This window comes from Micromonospora profundi (assembly GCF_011927785.1).
GTDB classification, from domain to species: Bacteria; Actinomycetota; Actinomycetes; order Mycobacteriales; family Micromonosporaceae; genus Micromonospora; species Micromonospora profundi.
The window spans coordinates 3845446-3871151 of the sequence record NZ_JAATJK010000001.1 but is presented as its reverse complement, the minus strand read 5'-3'; the positions used below and the strand labels follow the sequence as shown (position 1 = coordinate 3871151).

The window sequence follows — 25706 nt, the reverse complement described above, 5'->3', positions numbered from 1 at the left end:
GTCCGATGGGCCGCGCGCCGACCTGGTCCGGGTCCGCGTCGGCGGCCAGCGTTCCGGCCTGCTGCCAGCGGCGGGCGATCTCGGCCGACGCCGTCGCCAAGGCGGCATCCCGGCCCGCGGCGCACGCCTCGGCGTGACCGTCGGGTTCCCCGTGGACCAGGCAGCCCGGCGCCCTCGCGACCGACAGGGTCGGTGGCCATGCGTCGGTGGCGGTCTGGGGGCAGCGGCTATCTGCGTCGCCCGCTATCTGCGTCGCCCGCTATCTGCGTCGTCCGCTATCTGCGTCGGTGGTAGTGGTTGCGGCGGGGGAGTTGGTCCGGATCGAGCCAGGCCGGCGGAACAAACTCGGGGTGGCCGTCGCCGCCGAGACGCACGGCCCAGTCGCCGCGGTGGATGTGGCGGTGGTGGTGACCGCAGAGCAGCACCGCGTTGGCCACGCTGGTGTCGCCGCCGTCGGCCCAGTGCCGGATGTGGTGGCCGTCGCACCAGCGTGGCGGGCGGTCGCAGCCGGGGAAGGCGCAGCCGCCGTCGCGCAACACGAGTGCCCGACGGAGCGGACCGCTGATGAGGCGTCGCTGTCGACCGACGTCGAGTGGTTGGCCGGCGCCGCCGAGGACGGCGGGCAGGATCGCTGCGTCGCAGGCGAGCCGACGTACGGCCTCGGGGGTGAGCTGCTGACCGAGGTCCAGGGTGCTGCCCAGGAGCCGTGTCAGCCCGTCGTAGCTGGTGGTGACGACGATCTGGGCGACGTCACCGCCGTTCTCGGGCAGGTCGCCGGTACGCAGGGCGAGCCGGCACACGTCGGCGAGCGCGTCGTGGCGGCGTTGCCCGGCAGAACGGATGTCGTCCTGCCCGGAGGGCGTGGTCAGCGGGTCGATGGCGGTGCGCAGCAGGGCGGCGGCTTCGGTGTCGAGGACGCCGGAGAGGCGCAGGCGCCCGTCGGGCTGCTCGCTCACTGTCACGTGCCGGTCGCGGGCCTCCCGCGCCTCCTGTGCCCGTAGCGCCGCCTCGGCGGCCGCGTCGGCGACCTCTGGGGCCACGTGGTCGAGGATCCGGGTGCCGAGCTTGCGCAGCAGGACGGCGTCGAACTGCGTGGCCCAGTCGACGAGGACACCGACGGCCTTGTCGGCGGCCTCCGCACCGGCGGCGCTGTGCACGGTCTTGACCGTGTCGGCGATGACCTGGACCTGTTCCACGGTGACCGCCCCGCCGGCCAGCGCGTCACGCACCCCGGCCGGAGTGGCGTCGAGCAGGGCGGCGAGCTCGACCAGACGGCGCGCGGCGCCGACCCCGAGGCGCAGGCGGTCGCGCAGCCACACCGCCGTCGAGGACGCACCCTGCGCGGTGGCGGTGCCTCGACCGTCCAGCTCGCGCACGAGGGTCAGCTTGACCGCGGCCAGGCGTTGCTCCAAGCGGTGGGCGGCGTCCAGGGCGGCGACGAGGTCCTGCTCGTCGGCGGCCCAGGTGGCGCGGTCGAGGCAGGCCGCCACAGCGGCCTCTGCCTGCGCCAACGCATCGATCACCCACAAAGACTAGAACAGGTGTACGACAATTCCGGGCGCTGTCGACACCGACCAGCGACCCTCAACGGATCCGTTCAGGTGGCGGTGTCCGGGGTTGGCCCTTCGACCGTACGGGTGACACCTTCCGCGCTTGGGTGGTCACGGCGTACGCCGATGCGTGATTGGGTGCATGACCATCCTCGCGATCGTCGTTGGCGGTGGCATCGGTGCCACCTTGCGGTACCTGCTGGGGCTCGGGCTCGCGCCGTCCACACCACCGCACTTCCCCTGGGTCACCTTTGTGATCAACATGGTGGGCGCGTTCGCGCTCGGCGCCGTGATGACGCTGCTCGCGGCGCACCGGCTGCGCGGCCCGTGGGGCAAGCCGTTCCTGTCGACCGGGCTCATCGGCGGGTTCACGACCTGGTCGCACTTCATCGTCGAGTCCGATCAACTGATCGGCGCGCGGCGCAGTGGGATAGGGATCGTCTACCTCGTGGTGTCCATCGTCGGAGGCGTGCTCGCGGCGGCGCTCGGCGCCCGTCTCGTGGAAATGCGGGTGGGGCATCCGGCGGGTAGGGGCGCCTGATGTGGGTGGGCATCGGCGTGTTCCTGGCCGGCGGGCTCGGCGCGTTGAGTCGCGCCGGCGTCGACGCGCTGGTGAAGCCGTGGTGGAGTAGGCGGGCCACCGGGTCCAGCAAGGCGTTCCCGGCGAGCACGTTCCTGATCAACGTCTCCGGTGCGTTCGTGCTCGGCATCGTCACCGGTTACGCCGTGAAGAATTCGGCCGCCGGGGCCCAGGACTTCGCTGCGGTCGTCGGGGTCGGCTTCCTCGGCGCCTACACCACCTTCTCCACGGAGGAGTGGCACACCCTGGGGCTGCTGCGTAAGAACGCGGCCGTCGAGGCGTTCAACGTGCTCGGCAGTCTCTGCGCCAGCCTCGTGCTGGCCGCGCTCGGCCTGTGGATCGGCAGCCTGCTGTAGCCCGCCAAGCTCGACTACCGCAGCGCGCTCGGGTCAGTGGATGACCAGCCGCACGGGCGCCCGCCGCACGAGGCGCCGCCCCACGGGGCGCGCCGGGCACCCGACGCGAAGGTGGCCGGGCACCCGACGCGAAGACGACCGTGCACCCCGCGCGGCGGACGCGTCGTCACCTTCCGATCTTGTCCAGGTCGGCGAGGTCCTCGTCGGAGAGCGACAGCCCTGCGCCGGCGACGTTCTCGCGCAGGTGCGCGACTGACGACGTACCCGGAATGAGCAGGATGTTCGGCGAGCGCTGCAGCAGCCAGGCCAGGGCGACCGACATCGGCGTGGTGGCCAACCTGGCGGCCACGGCCGACAGGGCAGCGGACTGGAGCGGGCTGAAGCCGCCGAGCGGGAAGTAGGGCACGTAGGCGATGCCTTGTTCGGCGAGCGGGTCGATCAGTTCGTCGTCCTGGCGGAAGGCCAGGTTGTACATGTTCTGCACGCACACGATCGGTGCGATCGTCTGCGCCTCGGCGACCTGCTGCGCCGTCGCGGTGCTCACACCGAGGTGCCGGATCAGGCCCTGCCGCTGGAGGTCGACGAGCGTCTCGAACGGTTCGGCGAGCGAGCCGGGTTGCGGGCCTTCGGCGTTGCCGAGCCGCAGGTTGACCAGGTCGAGCACCTCGACGCCGAGGTTCTCCAGGTTCTCGTGGACCGCCCGGCGCAGGTCGTCGGGCTTGCGGGCGGGGGGCCAACCGCCCTGCTGGTCGCGGGTGGCGCCGACCTTTGTGACGATGTGCAGCGATTCGGGGTACGGGTGCAGAGCCTCCCGGATCAGCCTGTTGGTGATGTATGGCCCGTAGGCGTCGCTGGTGTCGATGTGGGTGATGCCGAGTTCGACGACCTCGCGCAGGACGGCGAGCGCGCCGTCGTGGTCGGCGGGCGGCCCCATGACCCAGGGGCCGGCAAGCTGCATGGCGCCGTAGCCGAAGCGGGTGACGGTCAGGTCGCCAAGCATCCAGCTGCCGCCGGGAAGGGAAGCGCCGCCGCCGGGAAGGGAACGGGCGTCGTCGGGATGGGACGTGGAGCGCATGTGCAGACCTCGGATTCCAGGTGGAGTGCGGCGCGATCGGTGCCGCGCAGGTGCCTGCTTCACTCTGGTCGGGTAACTTCCTGACAGGAAGTAGGCACTTTGAAGTGCGTAACACACCGACAGGTGGGGGAGCGGCGCGGATGGCGACGACGACGGCGGCCCAGCAGAGAGCACAGACCAAGGAGGCGTACGACGTCTTCCTGGCCGAGTGTCCCAGCCGCAAACTGCTCGACCGGATCTCCGACAAGTGGGTCACGTTGATCCTGGCCGCGCTGGGCAGCGACGGTTCCCACCGGTTCGGCGCCGACTGCACCGGTGAACCCCGCCCGCTGCGCTACTCCGAGCTGTCGCGCCTCCTGGCCGGCATCAGCCAGAAGATGCTCACCCAGACGCTGCGCTCCCTGGAACGCGACGGACTGATCACGCGCACGGCGACGCCGACCGTGCCCGTCACTGTCACCTACGAGCTGACCGACCTCGGCCTCTCGCTGCACCACATGATGCGCGGCCTCAAGGGCTGGGCCCAGACGCACATGGACGAGGTGCTCCGCAACCGAGCGACGTACGACGGCCGTTCCTCAGCCTGATGACCGGGGCGGGTCAGCCCGCCGCGCCGACCGAGCGGTACACGTCCAGGGTCTGCCGGGCGATGGCGTCCCAGGAGAAGTGCTCCACAGCGCGCTGACGGCCGGCCAGGCCGAACCGCTGGGTGCGCGCCGGGTCGGTGAGCAACGTGTTGATCGCCGCCGCCAGGTCGGCCACGAAACGGTCCGGGTCCAACGGGGTACCTGACCCGTCGGTGGCCTGCTCGATCGGCACCAGCAGGCCCGTCTCACCGTCGGCCACCACCTCCGGGATGCCGCCGGTGGCGGTCGCCACCACAGCCGTCTCGCAGGCCATCGCCTCCAGGTTGACGATGCCCATCGGCTCGTACACCGAGGGGCAGACGAAGACCGTCGCGTGGGTGAGCACCTGGATCACCTCCGGCTTGGGCAGCATCTCGGCCACCCAGACCACGCCGGACCGGTTGGCCCGCAGTTCGGTGACCAGATCCTGCACCTCGGCGGCGATCTCCGCGGTGTCCGGTGCGCCGGCGAGCAGCACGAGCTGGGTGTCCGCCGGCAACTCCCGGGCGGCGCGCAGCAGGTAGGGCAGCCCTTTCTGCCGCGTGATCCTTCCCACGTACACCACGCTCGGTCGGGCCGGATCGACGCCGAGCCGTTCCAGCACGTCGATGCCGGCGTCCGGGGCGTACTGGAGGGTGTCGATGCCGTTGTAGACCACCCGTACCCGGTCCGGGTCGACCTGCGGGTAGGCGGTCAGCACGTCGCGTCGCATGCCGGCGCTCACCGCGATGATCGCGTCGGCGGCCTCCATGGCCGTGCGCTCGGCCCAGGACGACAGCGCGTATCCGCCGCCGAGCTGCTCGGCCTTCCACGGCCGCAGCGGCTCCAGGCTGTGCGCGGTCAGCACGTGCGGCACCCCGTGCAGCAGCTTCGCGGTGTGCCCGGCCATGTTCGCGTACCAGGTGTGGCTGTGCACCACGTCGGCGCCGGCCGCGCCGGCGGCCATCTCCAGGTCCACACCGAGCGTGCGCAACGCGGCGTTCGCGCCGGTCAAACCAGGCGGATCGGAGTACGCGGTGACGCCCGGCTCGGTGCGCGGCAGGCCGAAGCAGTGCACCCGCACGTCGGCGAGGTGGCGCAGCTCCCGGGCCAGGTACTCGACGTGCACACCGGCGCCGCCGTAGACCTCCGGCGGATACTCACGGGTCAGCAGGTCGACGCGCAGCGGGGTGGGTTCCGTCATGACCTCGCACCCTAGTGCAGAAGACTCCCCGTACGAGTGGTGAAGTCCGACGCGGATGGATAGCGTCGGGGCATGGCTGCCAAGGTGCTCGCGATCGTCCTGGCGGGTGGTGAGGGCAAGCGCCTGATGCCACTCACCGCCGACCGGGCCAAGCCGGCCGTCCCGTTCGGCGGGATGTACCGCATGGTCGACTTCGTCCTCTCCAACCTGGCCAACGCCGGCTATCTCAAGATCGTCGTGCTGACCCAGTACAAGTCCCACTCCCTCGACCGGCACATCACCAAGACGTGGCGGATGTCGACGTTGCTCGGCAACTACGTCACCCCGGTGCCGGCGCAGCAGCGTCGCGGCCCCTGGTGGTTCGCCGGCTCGGCCGACGCCATCTACCAGAGCTTCAACCTCATCCACGACGAGCAGCCCGACTATGTGATCGTCTTCGGCGCCGACCACATCTACCGGATGGACCCGCGGCAGATGGTGGAGGACCACATCGCCTCCGGCGCCGCGGTCACCGTCGCCGGCATCCGTCAGCCGCTGTCGATGGCCGACCAGTTCGGCGTCATCGAGGTCGGCGAGGACGGCCGGCGCATCCGGGCGTTCCGCGAGAAGCCCACCGACGCGGTCGGCCTGCCGGACGCGTCGAACGAGATCTACGCCTCGATGGGCAACTACGTCTTCACCACCCGGGCGCTGTGCGAGGCGGTCGAACGCGACGCGGAGGACAAGACCAGCAAGCACGACATGGGCGGCAGCATCATCCCGATGCTCGTCGAGCGGGGCGAGGCGAACGTCTACGACTTCCGTGACAACGAGGTGCCGGGCAGCACCGACCGGGACCGCGGCTACTGGCGTGACGTCGGGACGCTCGACTCGTTCTACGACGCGCACATGGATCTGATCAACGTGCACCCGGTGTTCAACATGTACAACTTCGACTGGCCGATCTACACCGAGCAGCTGCCGTGGCCGCCGGCCAAGTTCGTCCACCAGTGGGGTGAGCGGGTCGGTCGGGCGGTCGGCTCGATGGTCTCCCCGGGCGTGGTGATCTCCGGCTCGCTGGTGGAGAACTCGATCGTGTCGCCGAAGGTGCGGGTGCACTCCTGGGCGCACGTCGAGGGTTCGGTGTTGATGGAGGGTGTGGAGATCGGCCGCCACGCGGTGGTCCGGCGGGCCATCCTGGACAAGAACGTGTTCGTCCCGGAGGGCGCCGAGATCGGCGTCGACCTGGAGAAGGACCGGCAGCGCTACACCGTCTCCGACAACGGCGTCGTGGTGATCGGCAAGGGCCAGAAGATCGAGCCGTGACCACCCGTACCCGTACCTGCTCCAGGAGGATCCCGCAGTGACCCATCCCCGTGCCGGCCAGCCCGCCCAGCCCGCCGACCTGGTCGACGTGCCGCGCCTGGTGACCGCCTACTACGCCGAGCACCCCGACCCGGCGGACCCGGCGCAGCAGGTCTCCTTCGGCACCTCCGGCCACCGGGGTTCCAGCCTGCGCAACGCGTTCAACTCCGACCACATCCTCGCGGTCACCCAGGCGCTCTGCGACTACCGCCGGGAGCAGGGCCTCGACGGGCCGCTGTTCCTCGCCCGGGACACCCACGCGCTCTCCGCGCCGGCCGCTGTGGACGCGCTGGAGGTGCTCGCCGCCAACGGTGTGACCGTGCTGGTGGACAGCCGCGACGGTTACACCCCGACGCCGGCGCTGTCGCACGCGATCCTCACCCACAACCGGGGCCGCACCAGCGGCCTCGCCGACGGCATCGTGATCACGCCGTCGCACAACCCGCCAGACGACGGCGGCTTCAAGTACAACCCCACAAACGGCGGGCCCGCCGACACCGACGTCACCCGGTGGATCCAGGACCGCGCCAACGCGATCCTCTCCGCCGGGCTCAAGGAGGTCCGCCGGATCACCTACGCGCGGGCCCGGGCCGCCGACACCACAGGGGAGTACGACTTCCTCGCCAACTACGTCGACGACCTGCCGGCCGTGATCGACGTGGACGCGATCCGCGACGCCGGTGTGCGAATCGGCGCCGACCCCCTGGGCGGGGCGAGCGTCGCGTACTGGGGTGAGATCGCCGAGCGGCACCGGCTGGACCTGACCGTGATCAACCCGACGGTCGACCCGACCTGGCGGTTCATGACCCTCGACGGCGACGGCAAGATCCGGATGGACTGCTCCTCGCCGAACGCGATGGCGTCGCTGATCGCCGCACGCGCCGACTACCAGATCTCCACCGGCAACGACGCCGACGCCGACCGGCACGGCATCGTCACCCCCGACGCCGGCCTGATGAACCCCAACCACTTCCTCGCGGTGGCGATCGACCACCTGTTCCGTACCCGCGCCGACTGGGGTCCGGCCGCCGCCGTGGGCAAGACGCTGGTCTCCTCGTCGATGATCGACCGGGTCGCCGCCGACCTGGGCCGGCCGCTGCTGGAGGTGCCGGTCGGCTTCAAGTGGTTCGTGCCGGGGCTGCTCGACGGCGCTGTCGGCTTCGGCGGCGAGGAGAGCGCCGGCGCGTCGTTCCTGCGCCGGGACGGCTCCACCTGGACCACCGACAAGGACGGCCTGCTGCTCTGCCTGCTCGCCGCCGAGATCCTGGCCGTCAGCGGGCGCAGCCCGAGCGAGCACTGGGCGGAGTTGGCCGACCGGTTCGGCGCACCCGCGTACGCCCGCATCGACGCCCCTGCCACCCGCGAGCAGAAGGCAGTGCTCGCCAAGCTCTCCCCGGACCAGGTCACCGCCACCGAGTTGGCCGGTGAGCCGATCACCGCGACGTTGACCACCGCGCCCGGCAACGGCGCCCCGATCGGCGGTCTCAAGGTCAGCACCGAGTCCGGCTGGTTCGCCGCCCGACCCTCCGGCACCGAGGACGTCTACAAGATCTACGCCGAGTCCTTCCAGGGCCCCGACCACCTCAAGCGCATTCAAGAGGAAGCCAAGTCCCTGGTAGACCAAGCCCTGACCAACACCTGACCCTGCTCCTGCCCCCTACAGACTTCGTTGATCATGAAGTTGGCGGGTGGCGCTCGGTGTGTCGCGCCCGCTAACCCCATGATCGACGGCCGAAACCAGAGGTGGGGGACGCGGCGGGGTGTGGTGGGTGGGTGAGGTTCAGCGGCGTGGGGGCATCTCCCGGTCGTGGCTTCGCTGGGCTCCGTCGGGCAGCAGCTCGCGGAGCTGCTCGGGCAGGAACGGCAGGTCGAGCAGGGTCATCTTCAGCTGGTTGCGTTCCTGGTAGCGCTGCCGGTCGAAGCGCACCACCAGACCGGCGTTGCGGCGGTAGCTGATGTCGACGGCCCCCTCGGTCGCCGCGTCGCGGAACACCAAACCGTCCATCTCCACCACGACCGCCGACGAGTGGGGCTCCAGTTCGAGGCGGACCTTCTCGTCCGGCGACAGCACCACCGACCGGGAGATGCCGGCCATCGGCGCCGACGGCGTGATCACCACCGCGTCCGTCGCCGGAGAGATCAGCGGACCGCCGGCGGCATAGCTGTACGCCGTCGAACCGGTCGGCGTGCTCACCACAACGGCGTCGGCGCGGTAGTAGCCGTACTGCTGGCCATCGACGGCGAGGGTGGCGGTGACGAAACCCGACCCGGGCTGGCGGACCAGCGCGATGTCGTTGAACGCCACCACGTCGTCGCCGCACACGTCGCAGGCCAGGCAGGCGTGCGACTCGATGGTGAAGTCCTTGGACAGCAGCCGGCTCAACGCCTCGGGCAGCGCCGGCGGCTCCACCTCGACGAGAAAACCGAGCCGACCCAGGTGTACGCCGAGCACCGGCTTCGGGTCGAGGACGGCCGAGCGCAACGCCCCGAGCATGGTGCCGTCGCCGCCGATGCTGATCAACGCGTCGGCGCGGGTGGCCACCTCGCACTCCGGCACCGGCTCGACGCTGGTCGGCACGCGGTGCCTGTCCTGCGCGCGCACCATCAGCGACTTGTTGTGGCGCGTCGCCCACCGTTCGATGATCTCGACCACCTCGGTGACATCCCGGGTGGGGTGCAGCACCAGTCCCAGCCCTGACATTCGTCCAGCTCACCACATCGGCGGGGGACGCGCCCGGCGTACCGTCGAAGGTGCGCCGACGGTCCGGGGACCGTCGGCGCACCTCGACGCCGTCAGCGGCGGGGTCGGCCGGTCAGGTGGGTCAGCGAGCGGGCGACCAGGTCGTCGCGGGCCGCGGGCGACAGTCCTTCCAGCCCGAAGCCCAGGTAGACGGTGTCGGCGGTGACCACCACCGAGCCCTCCTCGAACGCCTGCTGGCTGCGCGACCAGTCGTTGGGGTTGCCCGCGGAGCCTGCCGGTGCACCGGCCACCGTCCAGCCTCCCAGGTCAGCGGACTCGAACGACGTCTCCGCGACCGTGGAACCGTCGACGATCACCCGAGCGTCGTCCACGAAGACGCCGAGGCCCTGGGTGGCCCAGTCCGAGACGTACGAGATCGACACCTCGACCTGCTTGCCGGCGTACGCGGACAGGTCGACGACGAACTCCTTCCAGCCGCCCGAGGAACCGGTCGCCGCGTTCCAGCTGCCCGTGCTGCCTGTCGAGGAGCAGTCCGCGCCCTGGTAGTGGGCGAGGAACGGGTGCAGCTGCTCCACCCAACCCGAGGCGCAGCTCTCCCCGGTGGCCGTGCTGGTCTTGCCGTTGGCGTCCGGCAGGGTCGTCCAGCCGTCACTGCCCACCTCATGCGCCTCGACGATGAGGAAGTCCCAGTTCTGCTCGATCTCGTACGACGTGAAGAAGCGCAGCTCGCCGCTCGTCGCCCCGGTCAGGTCGACAGTGCGGGAGAGCCGCTTGTACGACTCGTCGGACTGGCCGCTGTGCAGGTACCACTCACCGGTACGCGGGTCGAACGGCGCGCCGCCCGGCCTGGTCCAGCCCACCGGCGCGGAGCTGGCGAACTGGGGGAACTGGTCCGGCGGCAGGAAACTCGACGTGGTCAGGAACGAGGCGGTGTGCGCCTGGTTCTGCGCCGACCCGGGAGCGTTGAGCTGCCCGGTGAACCCGGTGAACGCCGCACTGTTGCCGGCGACCGGGTACGGGTCACCCTCCGGCGACGTGCCGCCGTCGCTGACGTAGGTGTGCGCGCCCAGCCAATACTGCTGGAAGTCGTTCAACAGTGGCAGGCACGTGGGGTCCTCGGCGTCGGTGCACTCCGGCGGCGCGTCCGGGCGGTACACGTACGACCCGTTGGCGCCCTGCGCGTACAGCGCGTACTGCCCGCTGACCAGCAGCTTGCCGCCCTCGTTGAGGTAGTCCCGGACGGCCAGCTCAGTGTCCAGCGCGGCCTTGGCCGCCGTGCCGGGCACCTGACCGGCGGAGCGCGGGATCACGTCGTCGCCGGTCTCCCAGACCACCGTCTTGTAGTGCGACAGCACGCCGAGCGGATGCGGCGCCGTCCGCCCCTGCGCGTCGAAGTCGTACACGTCACTGCTGCGCCCGGCGGCGGTCAGGGACGCCGCGATCTCGTCGGCGTACTTCGCCGTGGTGCCCGTCTGCGTCGGGCTGAGCCCCGTGACGTCCTCCATTGCGAGGACCAGCACGTCGCCGCCGATGTCGCCGTGCACCCGGTAGGTGAAGTGTTCGCTGGACACCACTCCGGCCCGCTGCTTGACCCCGGTGAACCAGACCTCCACCCGGTCGCCCGGCTTCGCCCCGGTGACAGTGCCGCGCAGCTCGGCGTAGTAGGCGTCGTGGGTGTCGCCGTACCGCTCACCACCACGCCACTCGCGGACCGCCGTGGTCTTCGGCCGGCCGCCGTTGACGACGTAGTGCATCCGTACGTTCTTCAGCGCCCGGCGGGTGATCGCGGCGACCTGCTGAGTGCGCCCGTACGAGGTGTTGAACGCGTCCACCACGAAGTCCGGGGTGGTGCGGCCCACTACCGACACCGGGTCGTCCGGGTCCGCCGCGGAGCGCGCCACCGACAGCGCGAACGGCAGGTTCTTGCTCACCTCACCGGCGATCAGCTTCTCGTCGTCGGGGAAGATGAAGCCGCTGACGCAGTCCTCCGGGCGCCACTGGTCGTCCGGGTCGACGGCCGCGGCTGCCTCACATGTCGACATCTCCGGGGTGAAGCCCAACGTGCCGTACTTGACTGTGGCGTGGCTGTCGGTGTCACCGTTCGTGGTGTACAGCTCGGCGGAGATGTCCGGGTCGTAGCCCGGTACGGCCGGGTTCGCGTCGTCGCCGGCCATCGCCTCGTAGATCACGTCGTCCGGGGTGGGGGTGCTCACCTGCCAACCGACGCCGTAGAGCAGCAGTTGGGCCGCCGAGTGGTAGTTGACGAAGAACTCGAAGCCGACCCGACGGAAGAGCCTGTCCAGGGCTACGGTCTCCGGCTCCGAGTTCGGCTTGGGGCCGCGGTACGTCTCGCTGCTCGGCTCCGGCGACGAGCCCTCGTTGTCGTACCCCCACTTGTAGGCGAAGTTGCGGTTCAGGTCGACACCGTCACCGGAGGTGATCTGCCCGTCGCCGTTGTTGTCACGCAGGTTCTTGCGCCACAGCCGGTTGCCGGGGGTGAACGTGAAGTCGTAGCCGTCCGGGTTGGCCACCGGCAGGAACCACAACTCGGTGGTGTCCAGCAGACGGGTGATCTCCCGGTCGGTGCCGTAGCGATCCAGCACGTGGTGCATCAGCCGGCGGGTCATTTCCGGCGTGATCCACTCCCGGGCGTGCTGGGCGCCGGCGTAGAGCACCGCCGGTCGCTTGCCGTCCGGGACGGTCCGCGCGTTCTTTGTGACCTTCATTGCGAGGATCGGCTGACCCTGATGGGTGCGGCCGATCGTCTCCACCTTCGTGAGCTTCGGGTGACGGGCGGCTGTCGCGTTCAGCTCGTCCCGGATGCCGCCGGGCTCCCCGTAGGGGCGAAACGACGTCCAGCCGGCGGCGGCCTGCTCCCGCAGCGCCTGCGAGGCCTCCCTGCCGCGGACCTTCTTCACCGACAGCGGGACACCCTTGTCGGTCAGCCGCTTCGCCTGCCGTCGGCTGAGGACCGTCTCGACAGTGGTGCGACCGGCCGAGTCCGTCTTCGCGTCGTGGCCGAGGTCCACCCCCGCCGCGCGTAGCTGGTCGCGTTGCTTCGCGTCGACAGTGCCGACGTACACCTCCAGGCCGTCGCGGGCGCCCGGGTCGGACGGTGGCCGCGCGCTCGCCGGTGGGGCCAACGCCAGTGCGCCGAGCAGGGTGACCACGCCGGCGATAGCCAGTCGTCTCGGTCTCATCGCGCCTCCTTGGGTGAAGGACCTGTAGGCGCGAGCCTTCCGGTGCGAGCTGATCAATGTCAATCGGTCGATGGGAGCGCGGTGACTGGCCGTGTCGGCATGGCTTTCCGGGGTGACGGATGGGCGTCGCAGGTGCCCCCGGAGGCGTATCCCAGCGTCGGGCATGTCGTTGCTCACTAGGTAGACGACAGCGAGGCGGAGGTCCCTGCACGATGACGGCCCGCGTGGGACCTTTGGCCAGCCATCCATCCCTGGCAGGCTCTTTCGTCGCGGTCGCGGCACATCGAATTGCCAGGCACCGCGCGGTGACCGACAGCCGTCGACCGGGGCGACTCCTGCCGCGGATCTTTCGGTGCTACCCGGTAAGCCTCGTCGTCCTCGCGCCGTTCCTGCTCCTCATCATTCCCACCGCCGTGCTGTACCGGAACCCGGAACTCGGGTTCCTCCTGCGCCTGGTGGGGCTCGCCCTGCTCGGCAGCGCGCTTGTGGAGACAGCCGCGCTGATCTTCGGCCGGCCCGACCACCAGTGGCGACGCGGCCTTCAGCGCGCCAACGCCCAGTATCCGAGGATCTACGGCGTCGCCCGTGTGGTCGCGGTGGTCAGCGTGCTGGCCAGCCTGCTGGGGGCGTACGTCGGCAGGGGAACGATCGTGGCGCAGGTGTCCGGCGACCTGCCCGATTCCAGCCTCGCTCCGATCACGGCGCTGGTGTCCGGCTGGAACGCGCTCGCGTGTGCGTTGTTGATCGCCAGCCACCTCGGTGGCCACATCTCCATCCGGAAGCTCTACGGGTGGCTGGCCCTGCTGACGGCGGTCGAGGTCGTTCTGGCCACGATGACCGCCCGCTCGGCGCCCCTGATGGGCTTCATCTCGTTCGTCGCCGCCGCTGGCGTCATCTGCGGAGTGATCCGGGTCCGGTACCTGGTGGTCACGGCCGCACTGCTGTTCCTCGTCTGGCCGGCCATGTTCGAAATCCGCAACGCGATCCGCACCGATCACGGTGTTGCAGTGTCGGAGCAGGTGACGGCAGGAGATCGGGCGCGCCTGGATCTGCAACTGGCACCTCTTGCGGACATCAGCGTCCCGGTCGACCTGTCCCGGCCCGGCCTCGCGGACTACCTCAGGTACGGCGTTCTGCCCCGAGTCGTCGACCCGGACCGGCCGGCCCTCTCCACCGGCCAGGCCATCAACCAGTACCTGGGTGGCGGCCCCACGTCGGCGTACACCTTCCTGTCGATCGGGAACATCTACCTCTTCGAGGGTCCGACGGGGGTGGTCGTCTTCCACGGCGTCTGGGCAGCGGTGGTCGGGTTCCTGCTGCGCTGGCGCGGCGCACCAGGCCCGTTCCGGCTCAGCATCCTGTGCCTCATCCTCACGAACCCGCTGCTGTGGTCGAGTACGTACCCGGACTCGATGATCAGCCTGGTCCAGCACACGGTGTCGGTGCTGCCGGTGTTCTACGTCCTGGTGACGACCCGCCGCCGGCCGTCGACTGTCGACGCTCGACGTTTCGTCGGCACTCGGGGGTACGAGTTCCGGGTCCCAGCCATCCGGTGATGGCCGGCATTCATCGGCCGGCTCGCGCGCACCGATCGGGCTCTGCGCTCACCCGTCTCGTGAGGAGCCGAGCGGCACCGGCGCTGCTCGTCGGCGGCGTGTCCAGCGCTGGGAACTTCCTCCTGGCCATCACTGTCACTCGGCTCGAGTCGGTTGGCGGCGTCGGGCATTTCGCTGTCGCCTTCTCGTTCTACATCCTGGTGTCCGGTCTCACGCGGGCGATGGTCACCGACTCGGTGCTCGCCGCCGGCACGCAGGCGGATGTCGCCGGCTCCGCGTCCGCACGGGTCATCACGGTGAGCACCGTGGCGGCGGCGGCGGTCGTCGTCGCCGGTCTCGCGACCGGCTCGGCCTATCTGACGATCGTCGGCGCAGCCCTGCCGGGGTTGGCGCTCTACGACTACGCCAAAGCTGTCAGTCTCGGGATCGGGTCACCACGGATCGCCTGTCTCCAGGAGATTGGCTGGGCCGCGCTTGTGGTCGCCGTCGCGGTGCCCGGCCTGCTCCACCTGGTGCAGCCGGTGGTGGTGTTCGCCGGCTGGGCGGGCGGTGGCGCGCTGGTCGGGCTCGTCACCGCGTGGCGCCAGGGCTTCCGGACGTTCCCGGGCTGGCGGACGGACCGGGCCGAGACGCGCGTCGCGGCGAGCTTCGGCGCTCAGTTCCTTGTCACGACCGGCTCGGCGCAACTCGCTCTCACGGCCGTGGCAGCCACGGCGGGAACGGCAGTGGTCGGCGCGCTGAGCGCCGGTCGGACCGTGCTCGGGCCGGTGAATCTCGTCGTGTCCACAGCCTCGGCGCTCGTGCTTCCCCATCTGCGACGAAGCCACGGCGCCACGGCTGCGGCGCGGATGCGCGCGGCCATCCGGCTCACCGTGCTGGTGACCGGGGCGGCCGCACCACTCGCGCTGGCCGTGGCGGTGCTACCGGATCGGATCGGCCTCGCGGTGCTGGGCGGCAACTGGGAGATCGCGCAGATGCTGCTGCCCCTGCTCGTGGTCGAGAGCTTGCTGGCGGTGCCTGCCGTGATCGGCTTCGCCGGGGTACGGATCGAGGGGGCCGGTAGCCGGGCGTTGCTTGCCGGCGCTGTGCTGGGCGTGCTGCGGGTGCCTGTGGTGGTCGCCGGCGCGGTGGTGTTCGGCGCCCCCGGAGCGGCCGCCGCGCTTGTGGTCATGGCGCTGCTCAGCGCGGCGCTGTGGTGGCGCAGCTACCAGGTGCTGCTGCGACGCCGCGACGCCCGGCGGCAGCTGGTGCCGCAGCCCGCCTGATCCGTTGCCGGCCAGGCGGGCCGCATGCCTCAGTCGCCTGTCCCGGGCTGTGGCGCGTCCGCCGTGCTCACGATGCGATCGTCTCAACAGCGGCCCGGAGGCGTTCACAGATCACCTTGATGTCGCCGTCGTCCAGGTCGGCGTACGTCGGCAGGTTGATTCCCCGCCGGCTCAGGTCGTCGGTCACCGGGCAACTCACGCCGTCCCGGTACGGAGGTAGGTCCGGGATCGGGACGAAGAACGGGCGGGTCTCGACGCCGAGGCGGTCCAGTGCCTGGGCCAGTTCGTCCCGCAGCGGCTTCGCATCGCTTTCACCGACCAGGAAGGACGCCATCCACGGTGCGCGCTGGACGTTCGCGGCGACCGGCTGTGGTCGCAGCAGGGGCAGATCCGCCAACTGCTGCTCGTACGACGCGATCACCCGGTCACGCCGCTGGATGATCTCGTCGGCGCGTTCGAGCTGCGCGCAGAGCACTGCGGCGGCCAGGTTCGTCAGGCGGTAGTTGTAGCCGACGACCGGGAACCAGTACCGGCGCTGCGGATCCATGCCCTGGTTACGCAGCAGGCGCATTCGGTCCGCGAGCGCGCGGTCCGACGTCGTCACACACCCGCCCTCGCCGGAGGTGATGACCTTGTTGCCGAAGAACGAGAAGGTGGTGACGTCTGCCAGGGACCCGGTGGGCCGCCCGTCCAGGGTCGCCCCGAACGATTCGGCGGCGTCGCTCACCAACAGCAACCCGTGCGTGTCGCACATCGCTCGCAGGGCTGAATAGTCGGCCGGGTGGCCGTAGAGGTCGACAGCGAGAACGGCCCGTGTTCGGGGACCGATGGCCGCCCGTACCTGGTCCGGATCGATGCACCAGGTGTCGGCCAGGACGTCGACGAACACCGGCCGGGCCCCGCAGTAGGCAACGGCGTTGGCCGTGGCCACATATGTGAGAGCGGGAACGATCACCTCGTCGCCCGGGCCGATGCCCGCCGCCGCGAGGACGAGGTGCAGGGCCACAGTGCCGTTGCCGACCGCCACAGTGGATCCAGCGCCGCAGCGCTCAGCGAACTGGTGCTCGAACCGGTTGAGGTACGGGCCCTGCGAGGAGATCCAGCCACTGCGGAACGCGTCGAGCAGGTAGCTCTCCTCAAGCTCCGACAGGCACGGACGGGCCACCGGATATCGACCCGCCGTACTCACCGTGTCTCTCCGTTGGCCAGCGCGGCGGCGAACGGGGAGCGGGGTATCGGGCCCGGCCGTCCGGCGGCGACCCATTCCAGGACGGCCGCGTAGTCGCTCGCAGTGTCCGCCCAGGTACGACCGGCCAATCGGCTGTTCGCCCTGCGGGAGGCCGTCGCGTAGTGCTCCCGGTTGGCCCGCAACCGCCGGATGGCGTCGGCTAGCGCCACCGGGTCCTTCGCGCTGAACACCGCCGCGTCGGCGCCGGTGAACTCCAACTGCGCGCGCAGCGGGTCCACGTCCGCACACGCCACCGGAAGACCCCAGCTGAACGCCTCGAGGATCGCTCCGCTGGCGGCCTCCCACAGGGACGGCACCACCACGGCCTCGGCGCGGGCGTAGAGCTTGTTGAGCTCGTCGAGCGTCACGAACCCCGGGAACGTCACCCGGCCCCGCAGGTCGGGACGGGCGGCGCGGGCCAGCAGCCGGGTGGCCTCGGGCTCGACAAGCGGGCCGGGGCAGACGAGCCGGCATTCGGGTAGCAGCGCCATCGCCTCCAGCAGCGTGGCGTGGTTCTTGTGGGTGGCTGTCGATGACGGATAGAGCAGCAGGCCCGGCTCCGGGTCGGACAGCAACCTGTCGGGCGCCGGCTGGAACGTGGGCGGAGGTATGAGGGCGACCCGGTCCGCCGCCTCCGGGAAGAGCGTCAGGACCTCGCGGTACGGGTGGGGCCACGACACGACCACTGCGGAGGCGTGGGCGACGTTCTCCCGCACCACCTCCCCGAACCCGGGCGAACTGAACGCGGCGTGCAGGTGGCGCAGGTCGTGCACCACCACCACCGACGAGCGGGCCCGCGCCGGAGCGCAGTGGAACGGAAACAACACGACGTCCGAGTCGTCGCGGGCGGGGCGGGCCCGTTGCCGGAGCGCGTTCACCGTCCGCCGCAGGGCTACCGATTCGCGGACCCGGTCCGGTGTCCAGCCACGCAGGATGCGTCCGTAGCGGTTGTCCGACCGCAGCGGCATCCCGACCTCCGTCCAGGAGAGCCGGTTGTGGGGCACCCGCTCCCGCCATGCGTCGAGCGTTCCGCGCAGGACGTTCACGTGCAGATCGTGGGAGGTGGCGGTCACGAGCCCGTCCAGCAGCCCATAGGTGAACGCCTCGACTCCGGCCGCGTGCGCGGGGCGGATCGGAGTCGCCTCGATCGTCACCTTCATCGGTCCACCCGCACCAGGCGGCCCATTCGCTCGTCCTCGAGCAACTGCCGGTCGGCGTCCACCATCACCCGGACCAGGTCCGGGAAGAGCGTCTTGGGTGCCCAGCCGAGCGTCCGGCGGGCCTTGCTGTAGTCGCCGATGAGGGCGTCGACCTCCGCCGGACGGTAGTACACCGGGTCGGTTGCCACGTGCTTTTCCCAGTCGAGCCCGACGTGGGCGAACGCGGCCTCGACGAACTCGCGGACGGTGTGCCCTTCGCCGGTGGCGACCACGTAGTCGTCGGGCTTGTCCTGCTGAAGAGCGAGCCACATCGCTTCGACGTACTCCGGCGCGTAGCCCCAGTCCCGGACCGCTTCGAGATTGCCCAGGTAGAGCGTGTCCTGGATGCCGGCCTCGATCCTGGCCACCGCCCGGGTGATCTTGCGGGTCACGAAGTTCTCGCCCCGGCGTGGCGACTCGTGGTTGAAGAGGATTCCGTTGGCGCAGTACATGTCCCAGGATTCCCGGTAGTTCACCGCCGACCAGTAGGCGTAGACCTTGGCGCAGGCGTACGGGCTGCGGGGGTGAAACGGCGTGTCCTCCCGCTGCGGCGGCGGGGTGGAGCCGAACATCTCCGAGGAGGACGCCTGGTAGAACCGGCAGCCGATGTTGGCCGCGCGAGCCGCTTCCAGCATCCGCATGGCGCCGAGCCCGGTGACATCGGCGGTGTAACCCGGAATGTCGAAGGACACCCGGACGTGGCTCTGCGCGCCCAGGTTGTAGATCTCGTCGGGCCGGATGTCGCGGATGAGCGTGGTCAGGGAAGCCGGGTCCGACAGGTCGCTGTAGTGCAGGAATAGCCGCGCGTCGTTCTGCCGCGGGTGCACGTCGATCCGATCGATTCGCTCTGTGTTGAAACTGGATGACCGCCTTTTTATTCCGTGCACCGTGTAGCCCTTGTTGAGCAGAAGCTCAGACAGATAACTGCCGTCCTGCCCGGTGATCCCTGAAATGAGCGCTACTCGCGACATGCGTCCCTCTCGAGGTGCCGATACCTCCGGTGGTGTTCGAAGAAAACCGGAGGACTGCGTCAATTCCTTATACCGGATGCGTGGTTCTTTTCCCGTGGTTTCACATATTCGGCCAGTGGTGGTCCTCATCGCGTTCGCGAATCGTCACCCCGGCTCGGTCTCATTCGTTGACCTTTCCGGCCCGTGCGCTCCCGCCGGGTTCAGCCGAGAGCCGGGAGATCGCCATGGCGTACGACGCGGACCGGTTGGCAACGTCGCGAGAGGACGCGCCGGATCCGTACCGGGTGTTGGTAACTGCCGATTACTTCGAGCCCGGCTACCTCGCGGGTGGGCCGATCCGATCCGTCTCGTCGCTGATGGACGCCGCGAGTCCCGCGATCGAGGGGACACTCGTAACCCGAGACCACGACCTCGGGGCTCCCGAGTCGTTTCCCGGCCTGTCCGGCCGATGGGTCCAGCGTGGCCGGCACCGGGTGTTCTACCTCGGCGCCCGACGGCTCCGGCACTGGCGGCGGTTGTACCGCGAGCTCCGGGCCACTCGGTTCGACCTGCTGTACGTCAACAGCCTCTGGTCGCTCTTCTCGATCGTGCCCATCCTGGCGGCGAAGATGGGTGCCCTGCGGGTCGAACGCGTGCTGATCGCTCCGCGCGGTGAATGTGGCGTGGGCGCCCTATCCATCAACTCGACAAGGAAGCGGATCTTCCTCGTCGGCTGGCGGTGGATGCTGAACGGCCAGCGGGTCTACTGGCACGCCACCACCGCGCTGGAGGCGGCCGACATCCGTCGGGTCGTACCGTCGGCCCGTATTCCGGTAGTGGTCGGAGCGGGCGGCCCCGAGCCGGTCGACCTGCCGCCCGCGCGGTCGTCCGGTCCGGCCCGGCTCGTCTTTCTCGGCCGCATCTCACCCATGAAGAACCTGGACCTCGTCCTCACCGCGCTGTCTGAGGTCAAGGGCCCTGTGGAATTCGACATCTTCGGTCCGACCGAGGACCAGGCATACTGGCGGACCTGTCTGTCCCTGCTGGAGTCGTTGCCGGGAAACATCCGGGCGACCTACCGAGGAGCGGTGCAGCCGGACCAGGTGTGCGACGTCTTCGCCGGCTACGACACCTTCGTCCTGCCCACCCGTGGGGAGAACTTCGGACACGTGATCGCCGAGAGCCTCGCCGTGGGCTGCCCGGTGATCTGCTCCGACCGGACCCCCTGGACACCGGTCCTGCGTTCCGGCGGTGGAATGGTGCTGCCCGACCTCACCGCAGAGGCCCTGCGGGACTGCATCGAGGAGGTCGTGGCCGCGTCGCCCGAGCAGCGTCATGCTGCCCGGATGGCGGCTTCTGCTGCATACCGCGACTGGCGCCAGCAGGTCGGGCGGCTCAGCGTCCTCGACCGTGCGCGGGAGGCGCTGACAAGGCCCCGGGCGTACGCCGGACGGTGAGGCCGACGGGAGCGGTGCCGGGCCGGCGGCCCGGCACCGCTCAGTAACGTGCCGGCTGGGCGGTGCCGAGGGCCGCCGGAAGGCGCCACTGGACCGCGCGGCGGTGCATCTCCACGATCATGTCCCGCCACTCCGGCGGCAGGTAGCCGGTCCGCTGCCGAAACGCGTCCGCTGACAGCGACCTGTCGCACCGGACCTGATCCGACGGCTCGATCCGCCCCGGCCACCCGTACACCTCGGCGACGATCTTCAGCAGCTCGTACTTCGAGATCGGCGCCGAGGCCACGTGGTAGAGGCCTGTGAGATCCGGGCGGGGCAGCACCACCGTACGCAGCATCGCGGCGAACTCGACGGTCGTCACCCCGCTGTAGATGGCCTCGGTGTAGCCGTTGACGGTCCCGCGCTGGGCGAGGAACCAGTCCACCAGGGAGCGGGCGGTGCCCAGTTCGTGACCGATGATCGAGGTACGCAGTGTCAGCGCCGGCGCCTGGACGGTCTCGCCGAGCAGCTTCGCGCGACCGTAGAGGTCGTACGGGTCGGGAATGTCCTGTTCCCGATAGTCGCCATGCCTGCCGGAGAAGACGCAGTCGGTGCTCACCTGGACGAGCCGGGTGCCCTGCGCCGCGCACTCCCGGGCGAGGACGTGCGGAAAGAGCGCGTTCACCGCGATGGTGTTGGGGGCGTCCTCGACGTCCGGGCGCTGCTTGATGACGCCCACGCAGTTGACCACCACGTCCGGGCTCAGCTCGGTCAGGATCCGGCGGAGCGCACCCGGATCGGTGACGTCGACCCCCGGCGTGATCTGCTGCCTCAGGTGACCGGGGAACAGGGCCGGAGTCACGGACGTGCTGCGCGCACAACCATAGACGTCCAACTCGGCGGCTTCGCTCAGCGAGCGCAGCAGGGTGTGGCCGAGCATCCCGGTCGCCCCGAGGATCAGCACGCGCTGCGTCATGGCGTACCCCCTGTGCCGCGGCCGCGGCGACGCCGGCCGGAGGAGGCCCGGACAATCCCGGCCAGCGCCCGGGCGTTGATCTCCTCGCTGAGGTGGGACCTGTAGTACGCGTAGCCGGCCCGGCCCATCGACCGCAGCTCGCCGCGTGGCACCTCGGCGGCCTGCCGGATGGTCTTCGCCAACTGATGTGGGTCGCCCGCCGGGGAGCTGAAGCCGGCACCTGCCTCGTGCACCACACGGGCCGCGTCCCCCGGTGCGCACGTGACGATCGGTTGGGCGCAGGCGAGGATGGACTGGACCTTGCTGGGCAGCGTGAAGCGGAAAAGTTCCTCGTCGGCGAGCGCGACCAACTGCATGTCCGCGGCGGCCATGATGGCCGGCATCCGCTCCGGCTCCACCGGGTCGAGGAAATGCACCGAACGGAGACCGAGGTCGGAGGCGAGCGAGCGCAGCCCGACCTTCTCGATGCCGTCGCCCACCAACACCAGGTGGATCGGCAGATCGCGCAGCTCGCCCATCGCCCGGACCGCGACGTCCAGGTTCTGGGCAGCGCCGTGGTTGCCGCCGTACATCAGCACGAACTCGTCGGACAGGCCCAGGCTGGCCCGTAGCTGCCGGTCGGGCTCGCTGGGCCGCATGACCTTCTCGTCGGTCCAGCTGTAGACGACGGAAACCTTGTCCTCGGGTACGCCGCGCGAGACCAGCGCGTCGCGCATCCCCGGCGACGTGGCGGTGATGTGGCTGGCCCACCGGTACGTCTGCTCGGTGTACCAGGTCAGGGCGGGCTCTGCGATGCGGCGCTTGGCCCCACCGGTGAGGAAACCGGTGGCGAAGACCGAGTCGGGCCAGACGTCCATCACCATCAGGACGTACGGCAGCCCCCAGCGGAGGCGTGCGTAGATCCCAGCGGCGGCGGCGGTCGCCGGCGTCGAGTAGATGACAGCCACGTCGGCGGACCGCAGAACCGAGGCGCCGAGGGTCGCGGCGGACGCCGCGTAGCTGGCGTAGTTGGCGACGCGACGCACCGCGGACTGGTCATGACTCGGGTACAGCGGCACGCGTCGCACGGGGACGCCCTGATGGACCTCCCGGGTACGCCGCCAACTGGAGTAGCCGTCGTGGACGTTCCCGGTGGGGTAGTTGGGCACACCGGTCAGCACCTCGACCCGGAGATCCTGCTCACTGAGCGATCTGGCGATCCAGACCGGGGTCGTGGTCGGCTCGGGGGCGAACCACTGGGTGACGAAGGCGACCCGGGGGACACTCTGCCCCGACCTGCCGCCCCCGAAGCGGGGGAGACCCGTGTCCGGGCTCATCCGCGGCCTGCCGGCGACAGGGACCGTAGGGGGTCGAGGTGTTGCTGCACCTCGGGCAGGGTGAGCAGCAGCGCCATGATCTCCGGCACCGACAGCTGTGTGGTGTTGTCCGAGGTGTAGTCGACACGGTGGTCGCTGGTGGTGTCGCCCTCTTCGAAGTAGAGGGAGTAGTTCAGATCGCGGCTGTCGACCGGTACGCGCAGGAACTCACCGAAGTCCTCAGCGCGGGCCAGTTCCTCTTGGCTCGCCAGGGTCTCGGACATCTTCTCGCCGTGTCGCAGCCCCAGTACGTCGAACTTGGCCGGCACCTCGAACAGGTTGCACAGCGCCGTCGCCAGATCGCCGATGGTGCAGCCGTCGGCCTTTCGGATGAACACGTCACCGGGCTGGCCGTGCTGGAAGGCGTGCTCGACGAGGTCCACGGAATCCATCAGGGACATCAGGAACCGCGTCATCGTCGGTTCTGTGACGGTCAGCGGCAGGCTGTTCTTGATCTGGTGGATGAACAGCGGGATGACCGAGCCCCGTGAGCACATGACGTTGCCGTAGCGGACCGAGCAGACCCTGGTGTTGGCCCGGGGGTTGTTGCGGACGTGCGCCTGCGCGACCTTCTCCATCAGCGCCTTGGTCATGCCCATCGCGTTGACCGGGTAGACCGCCTTGTCGGTGCTGAGCATGACCAGGGCATCGACCCCGTTGCGTTCGCAGGCGTCGACCACGTTGGCGCTGCCGAGGACGTTTGTGCGTACCGCCTCCAGCGGGAAGAACTCGCAGGAGGGAACCTGCTTGAGCGCCGCGGCGTGGAAGACGTACTCGACGCCCCGTGTCGCCTTGTTGACGCTGTCGACGTCGCGGACGTCGCCCACGTAGAACCGCACGCGGTCGTCGAGCAGACGGATCCGCATGGCCTCCTGCTTGGCCTCGTCCCGGCTCAGAATGCGCACCTCGGCAGCACCGGCGTCGAGTAGCCGGGAAACCATCGTCTGACCGAACGACCCGGTCCCACCGGTGATCAAAACGCGTCGGTCCATAAGTGAGGACGACACATCTCCTCCTGTCTGATCCGCCGTTCACGGCGAAAGGTAGGGGACGGGATCAGAGAGTGACGATAGCGATCTAAGCGGCACGTCACTGCTGAAACGCCAATAATAGGTTTTTGATTCACGGAACCTGCGAAAAGAAAATTTGGTTCATACCGCGTTACGGTGCGCCTGTCGAGTCGTTGCTCCGCCAGAGAGGGCCCTGCGGCGTCGCCTGTCAACAACGGCGATCGACGACGCGTCGGTCCAGCCGGGATCAACGCCGAAAGGGTTCCGAATGACACGGGTCATGACGGTCGTGGGAACGCGGCCCGAGATCATCAGGTTGTCGCGGGTCATCGAGCGGCTCGACCAGACAGTGGATCACGTGCTCGTGCACACCGGGCAGAACTGGGATCCGGCGTTGTCCGACGTGTTCTTCGACGAGATGAAGGTCCGTCAACCCGACCGTTTCCTTCAGGTCGACACCCATTCGCTGGGCCACGTCCTGGGCGCTGTCCTCGTCGGCACCGAACAGGCGATAACCGAGCTGCGGCCGGACGCCCTGCTGGTGCTGGGCGACACCAACAGCGCCATCGCCGCCCTGATGGCCCGTCGGATGCGGGTGCCGGTCTACCACATGGAGGCGGGCAACCGTTGCTTCGACCTCAACGTGCCCGAGGAGACCAACCGCAAGCTCGTTGACCACGTTGCCGACTTCAACCTCGTCTACTCGGAGCACGCGCGGCGCAATCTGCTCGCCGAGGGCCTGCACCCGCGTCGCATCATGCACACCGGTTCGCCGATGCGCGAGGTGTTGGACCACTACCGGTCCGAGATCGAACTGTCGACGGTGCTGCGGCAGCTCGAGATCGAACCGGGCCAGTACTTCGTGGTGAGCGCCCATCGCGAGGAGAACGTGGACCACCCTGATCGGCTGCGGCGACTGCTGGACTGCCTACGCGCCGTACGGGACCGGTGGGGTCTGCCGCTGCTGGTGTCCACCCACCCCCGGACCCGCAAGCGGCTGGAGGCCCTCGCGATGGACGACGCGGTGCTGGAGGGGATCGCGTTCCACGAGCCGTTCGGCTTCTTCGACTACGTGACATTGCAACGGCACGCCCGCTGTACGTTGTCCGACAGCGGCACCGTGAGCGAGGAAGCGACGATCCTCGGATTCCCTGCGGTGACGCTGCGCGAATCGATCGAGCGCCCGGAGGCCCTGGACGTCGGCGGCATCGTGATGACCGGGCTCGACCCGCAGTCCGTCGTGGAATCGGTAGGCGTCGTGGTCGACCAGACCGCCGCCGGTGGGGTTCCCTGCCCGAGCGACTACCTAGTGGCCGACACGTCGCGGCGGGTCGTCGACTTCATCCTGTCGACGGTGCGCCGGCACCACGACTGGGCGGGCATCCGGCGCTGACTCCGGTCGCCGCTGCCCGGCCGGTGCCCGGCTACCGGGCCGGCACACCCTTTACCGTGGTCGCGCCCGCGACGTCGCGGGTCACGACCGCGCCCGCACCAACTGTCGCGTCCCGGCCCACAGTGCGTCCCTGGAGCACCGCAGCGGTCGTACCGATCATCACGCCGGACTCGATCCGGCAGTAGCCGGACACCGCGGCCAGCGGGTTGACCGAGACGTGGTCGCCCAGCACGCAGTCGTGCCCGACGGTGCAGTTCTGGTTGAGGTGTACGTGCCGGCCGACGATCACGTTCGTCGTCACCCGTGCCCCGCCGAGGGCGATCAGCCCTTCCTCGAAGACACAGTCCGGACCGATCTCGGCAGCGGGGTGCACGAGCGTGGCGGCGGGCAGCCCGTACGGCTGAATCGCGAGATCCGTCTCCCGTCGCCAGCGCGGATCGCCGACACCCAGGGCGACGTGGGTGGTGGGCGACTGCCCGGCCAGCCACCGCGACGGACCGAGGAAGGGTACGTCGAGCCGCTGGACCAGCTTGAGACCTGACTCGGTCGGATAGTCGTCGACGAAGCCGAGGACCCGCCACACCGGGGCGTCCGAGACGTTGGCGTTGATGGCCCGGACGATGCCGAAGATCTCCCGACCCATGCCGCCGGTCCCGACGATCACCACATTGGTCGTCATGTCCGTCCCTCCTCGCCCGCGTCCTCGAACGGCACCGATGCCCG

21 protein-coding genes are annotated in these 25706 nt (G+C 69.7%); 9 read left to right on the top strand and 12 right to left on the bottom strand.

Going from position 1 to position 25706, the window contains the following annotated elements; all coding sequences use genetic code 11:
* Positions 1 to 275: 275 nt before the first annotated feature.
* Positions 276 to 1523: an HNH endonuclease signature motif containing protein gene (locus tag F4558_RS16930; protein ID WP_167945093.1), complete on the bottom strand. Its 1248-nt coding sequence runs from the start codon at positions 1521 to 1523 to the stop codon at positions 276 to 278.
* Positions 1524 to 1692: 169 nt separating this feature from the next.
* Here F4558_RS16930 and F4558_RS16925 point away from each other — a divergent pair, with 169 nt between their 5' ends.
* Positions 1693 to 2091: a fluoride efflux transporter FluC gene (locus F4558_RS16925; RefSeq protein WP_167945092.1), complete on the top strand. Its 399-nt coding sequence runs from the start codon at positions 1693 to 1695 to the stop codon at positions 2089 to 2091.
* Entirely contained in the window at positions 2091 to 2486 is a 396-nt protein-coding gene (locus F4558_RS16920) for a fluoride efflux transporter FluC (protein ID WP_082377223.1), read from the top strand. The genes F4558_RS16925 and F4558_RS16920 overlap by 1 nt, the downstream gene beginning before the upstream one ends.
* Before the next feature lie 166 nt (positions 2487 to 2652).
* Here F4558_RS16920 and F4558_RS16915 read toward each other — a convergent pair whose 3' ends face one another.
* The gene (locus F4558_RS16915; RefSeq protein WP_167945091.1) at positions 2653 to 3561 is read right to left on the bottom strand and encodes an aldo/keto reductase family oxidoreductase; all 909 of its coding nucleotides are present in this window, start codon (positions 3559 to 3561) and stop codon (positions 2653 to 2655) included.
* 140 nt (positions 3562 to 3701) lie between these two features.
* On the opposite strand from F4558_RS16915, the gene F4558_RS16910 reads away from it, so the two are divergent.
* The gene (locus F4558_RS16910; protein ID WP_053652701.1) at positions 3702 to 4148 is read left to right on the top strand and encodes a winged helix-turn-helix transcriptional regulator; all 447 of its coding nucleotides are present in this window, start codon (positions 3702 to 3704) and stop codon (positions 4146 to 4148) included.
* A gap of 13 nt (positions 4149 to 4161) precedes the next feature.
* Here the strand turns inward: F4558_RS16910 and glgA are convergent, their stop codons facing one another.
* Complete coding sequence (gene glgA / locus F4558_RS16905) at positions 4162 to 5370, bottom strand: glycogen synthase (RefSeq protein WP_053652700.1); 1209 nt, start codon at positions 5368 to 5370, stop codon at positions 4162 to 4164.
* A 72-nt stretch (positions 5371 to 5442) separates the two neighbouring features.
* Between glgA and glgC the strand changes: the two genes are divergently transcribed.
* Positions 5443 to 6675, top strand: a complete 1233-nt coding sequence (gene glgC, locus F4558_RS16900; RefSeq protein WP_167945090.1) for a glucose-1-phosphate adenylyltransferase — start codon at positions 5443 to 5445, stop codon at positions 6673 to 6675.
* Between the two features lie 37 nt (positions 6676 to 6712).
* Positions 6713 to 8356 (top strand): phosphoglucomutase (alpha-D-glucose-1,6-bisphosphate-dependent), encoded by a 1644-nt coding sequence (gene pgm / locus F4558_RS16895; protein ID WP_053652698.1) that lies wholly within the window; start codon positions 6713 to 6715, stop codon positions 8354 to 8356.
* A gap of 138 nt (positions 8357 to 8494) precedes the next feature.
* On the opposite strand, the gene F4558_RS16890 is transcribed toward pgm, so the two are convergent.
* Together F4558_RS16890 and F4558_RS16885 are read right to left on the bottom strand one after the other, a co-directional pair.
* Positions 8495 to 9415, bottom strand: coding sequence for an NAD(+)/NADH kinase (locus F4558_RS16890; RefSeq protein ID WP_053652697.1), 921 nt, complete (start codon positions 9413 to 9415; stop codon positions 8495 to 8497).
* A 92-nt stretch (positions 9416 to 9507) separates the two neighbouring features.
* Positions 9508 to 12615 (bottom strand): M14 family metallopeptidase, encoded by a 3108-nt coding sequence (locus F4558_RS16885; protein ID WP_167945089.1) that lies wholly within the window; start codon positions 12613 to 12615, stop codon positions 9508 to 9510.
* Positions 12616 to 12920: 305 nt separating this feature from the next.
* Between F4558_RS16885 and F4558_RS16880 the strand changes: the two genes are divergently transcribed.
* Positions 12921 to 14171: a hypothetical protein gene (locus tag F4558_RS16880; protein WP_167945088.1), complete on the top strand. Its 1251-nt coding sequence runs from the start codon at positions 12921 to 12923 to the stop codon at positions 14169 to 14171.
* Positions 14172 to 14230: 59 nt separating this feature from the next.
* Positions 14231 to 15436, top strand: coding sequence for an MATE family efflux transporter (locus tag F4558_RS16875; protein ID WP_167945087.1), 1206 nt, complete (start codon positions 14231 to 14233; stop codon positions 15434 to 15436).
* A gap of 67 nt (positions 15437 to 15503) precedes the next feature.
* Here the strand turns inward: F4558_RS16875 and F4558_RS16870 are convergent, their stop codons facing one another.
* The 3 genes from F4558_RS16870 to gmd are packed head-to-tail and all read right to left on the bottom strand — an operon-like array spanning position 15504 to position 18834.
* Entirely contained in the window at positions 15504 to 16625 is a 1122-nt protein-coding gene (locus tag F4558_RS16870; RefSeq protein ID WP_312877349.1) for a DegT/DnrJ/EryC1/StrS family aminotransferase, read from the bottom strand.
* Positions 16622 to 17824 (bottom strand): glycosyltransferase, encoded by a 1203-nt coding sequence (locus F4558_RS16865; protein WP_167945085.1) that lies wholly within the window; start codon positions 17822 to 17824, stop codon positions 16622 to 16624. Before F4558_RS16865 ends, F4558_RS16870 begins: the two co-directional genes overlap by 4 nt.
* A complete protein-coding gene (gene gmd / locus F4558_RS16860; protein ID WP_167945084.1) occupies positions 17821 to 18834 on the bottom strand; it encodes a GDP-mannose 4,6-dehydratase in 1014 nt (337 codons plus the stop codon). Before gmd ends, F4558_RS16865 begins: the two co-directional genes overlap by 4 nt.
* A gap of 224 nt (positions 18835 to 19058) precedes the next feature.
* On the opposite strand from gmd, the gene F4558_RS16855 reads away from it, so the two are divergent.
* On the top strand, positions 19059 to 20270 hold the full coding sequence (locus tag F4558_RS16855; RefSeq protein WP_167945083.1) for a glycosyltransferase: 1212 nt from the start codon (positions 19059 to 19061) through the stop codon (positions 20268 to 20270).
* Positions 20271 to 20310: 40 nt separating this feature from the next.
* On the opposite strand, the gene F4558_RS16850 is transcribed toward F4558_RS16855, so the two are convergent.
* Genes F4558_RS16850 through F4558_RS16840 form a run of 3 tightly spaced genes read right to left on the bottom strand, consistent with a single transcriptional unit; the run spans position 20311 to position 23572 of the window.
* On the bottom strand, positions 20311 to 21225 hold the full coding sequence (locus F4558_RS16850) for a dTDP-4-dehydrorhamnose reductase family protein (RefSeq protein ID WP_167945082.1): 915 nt from the start codon (positions 21223 to 21225) through the stop codon (positions 20311 to 20313).
* On the bottom strand, positions 21222 to 22541 hold the full coding sequence (locus F4558_RS16845) for a glycosyltransferase family 4 protein (RefSeq protein WP_167945081.1): 1320 nt from the start codon (positions 22539 to 22541) through the stop codon (positions 21222 to 21224). The genes F4558_RS16850 and F4558_RS16845 overlap by 4 nt, the downstream gene beginning before the upstream one ends.
* Positions 22538 to 23572, bottom strand: a complete 1035-nt coding sequence (locus tag F4558_RS16840) for a polysaccharide biosynthesis protein (protein WP_167945079.1) — start codon at positions 23570 to 23572, stop codon at positions 22538 to 22540. Before F4558_RS16840 ends, F4558_RS16845 begins: the two co-directional genes overlap by 4 nt.
* A 298-nt stretch (positions 23573 to 23870) precedes the next feature.
* On the opposite strand from F4558_RS16840, the gene wecB reads away from it, so the two are divergent.
* Complete coding sequence (gene wecB / locus F4558_RS16835; RefSeq protein ID WP_245241337.1) at positions 23871 to 24983, top strand: non-hydrolyzing UDP-N-acetylglucosamine 2-epimerase; 1113 nt, start codon at positions 23871 to 23873, stop codon at positions 24981 to 24983.
* Between the two features lie 31 nt (positions 24984 to 25014).
* On the opposite strand, the gene F4558_RS16830 is transcribed toward wecB, so the two are convergent.
* Positions 25015 to 25662 carry a NeuD/PglB/VioB family sugar acetyltransferase gene (locus F4558_RS16830; RefSeq protein WP_167945077.1) on the bottom strand — a complete coding sequence of 216 codons (648 nt, stop codon included), beginning with the start codon at positions 25660 to 25662 and terminating at the stop codon, positions 25015 to 25017.
* Positions 25663 to 25706: the final 44 nt, after the last annotated feature.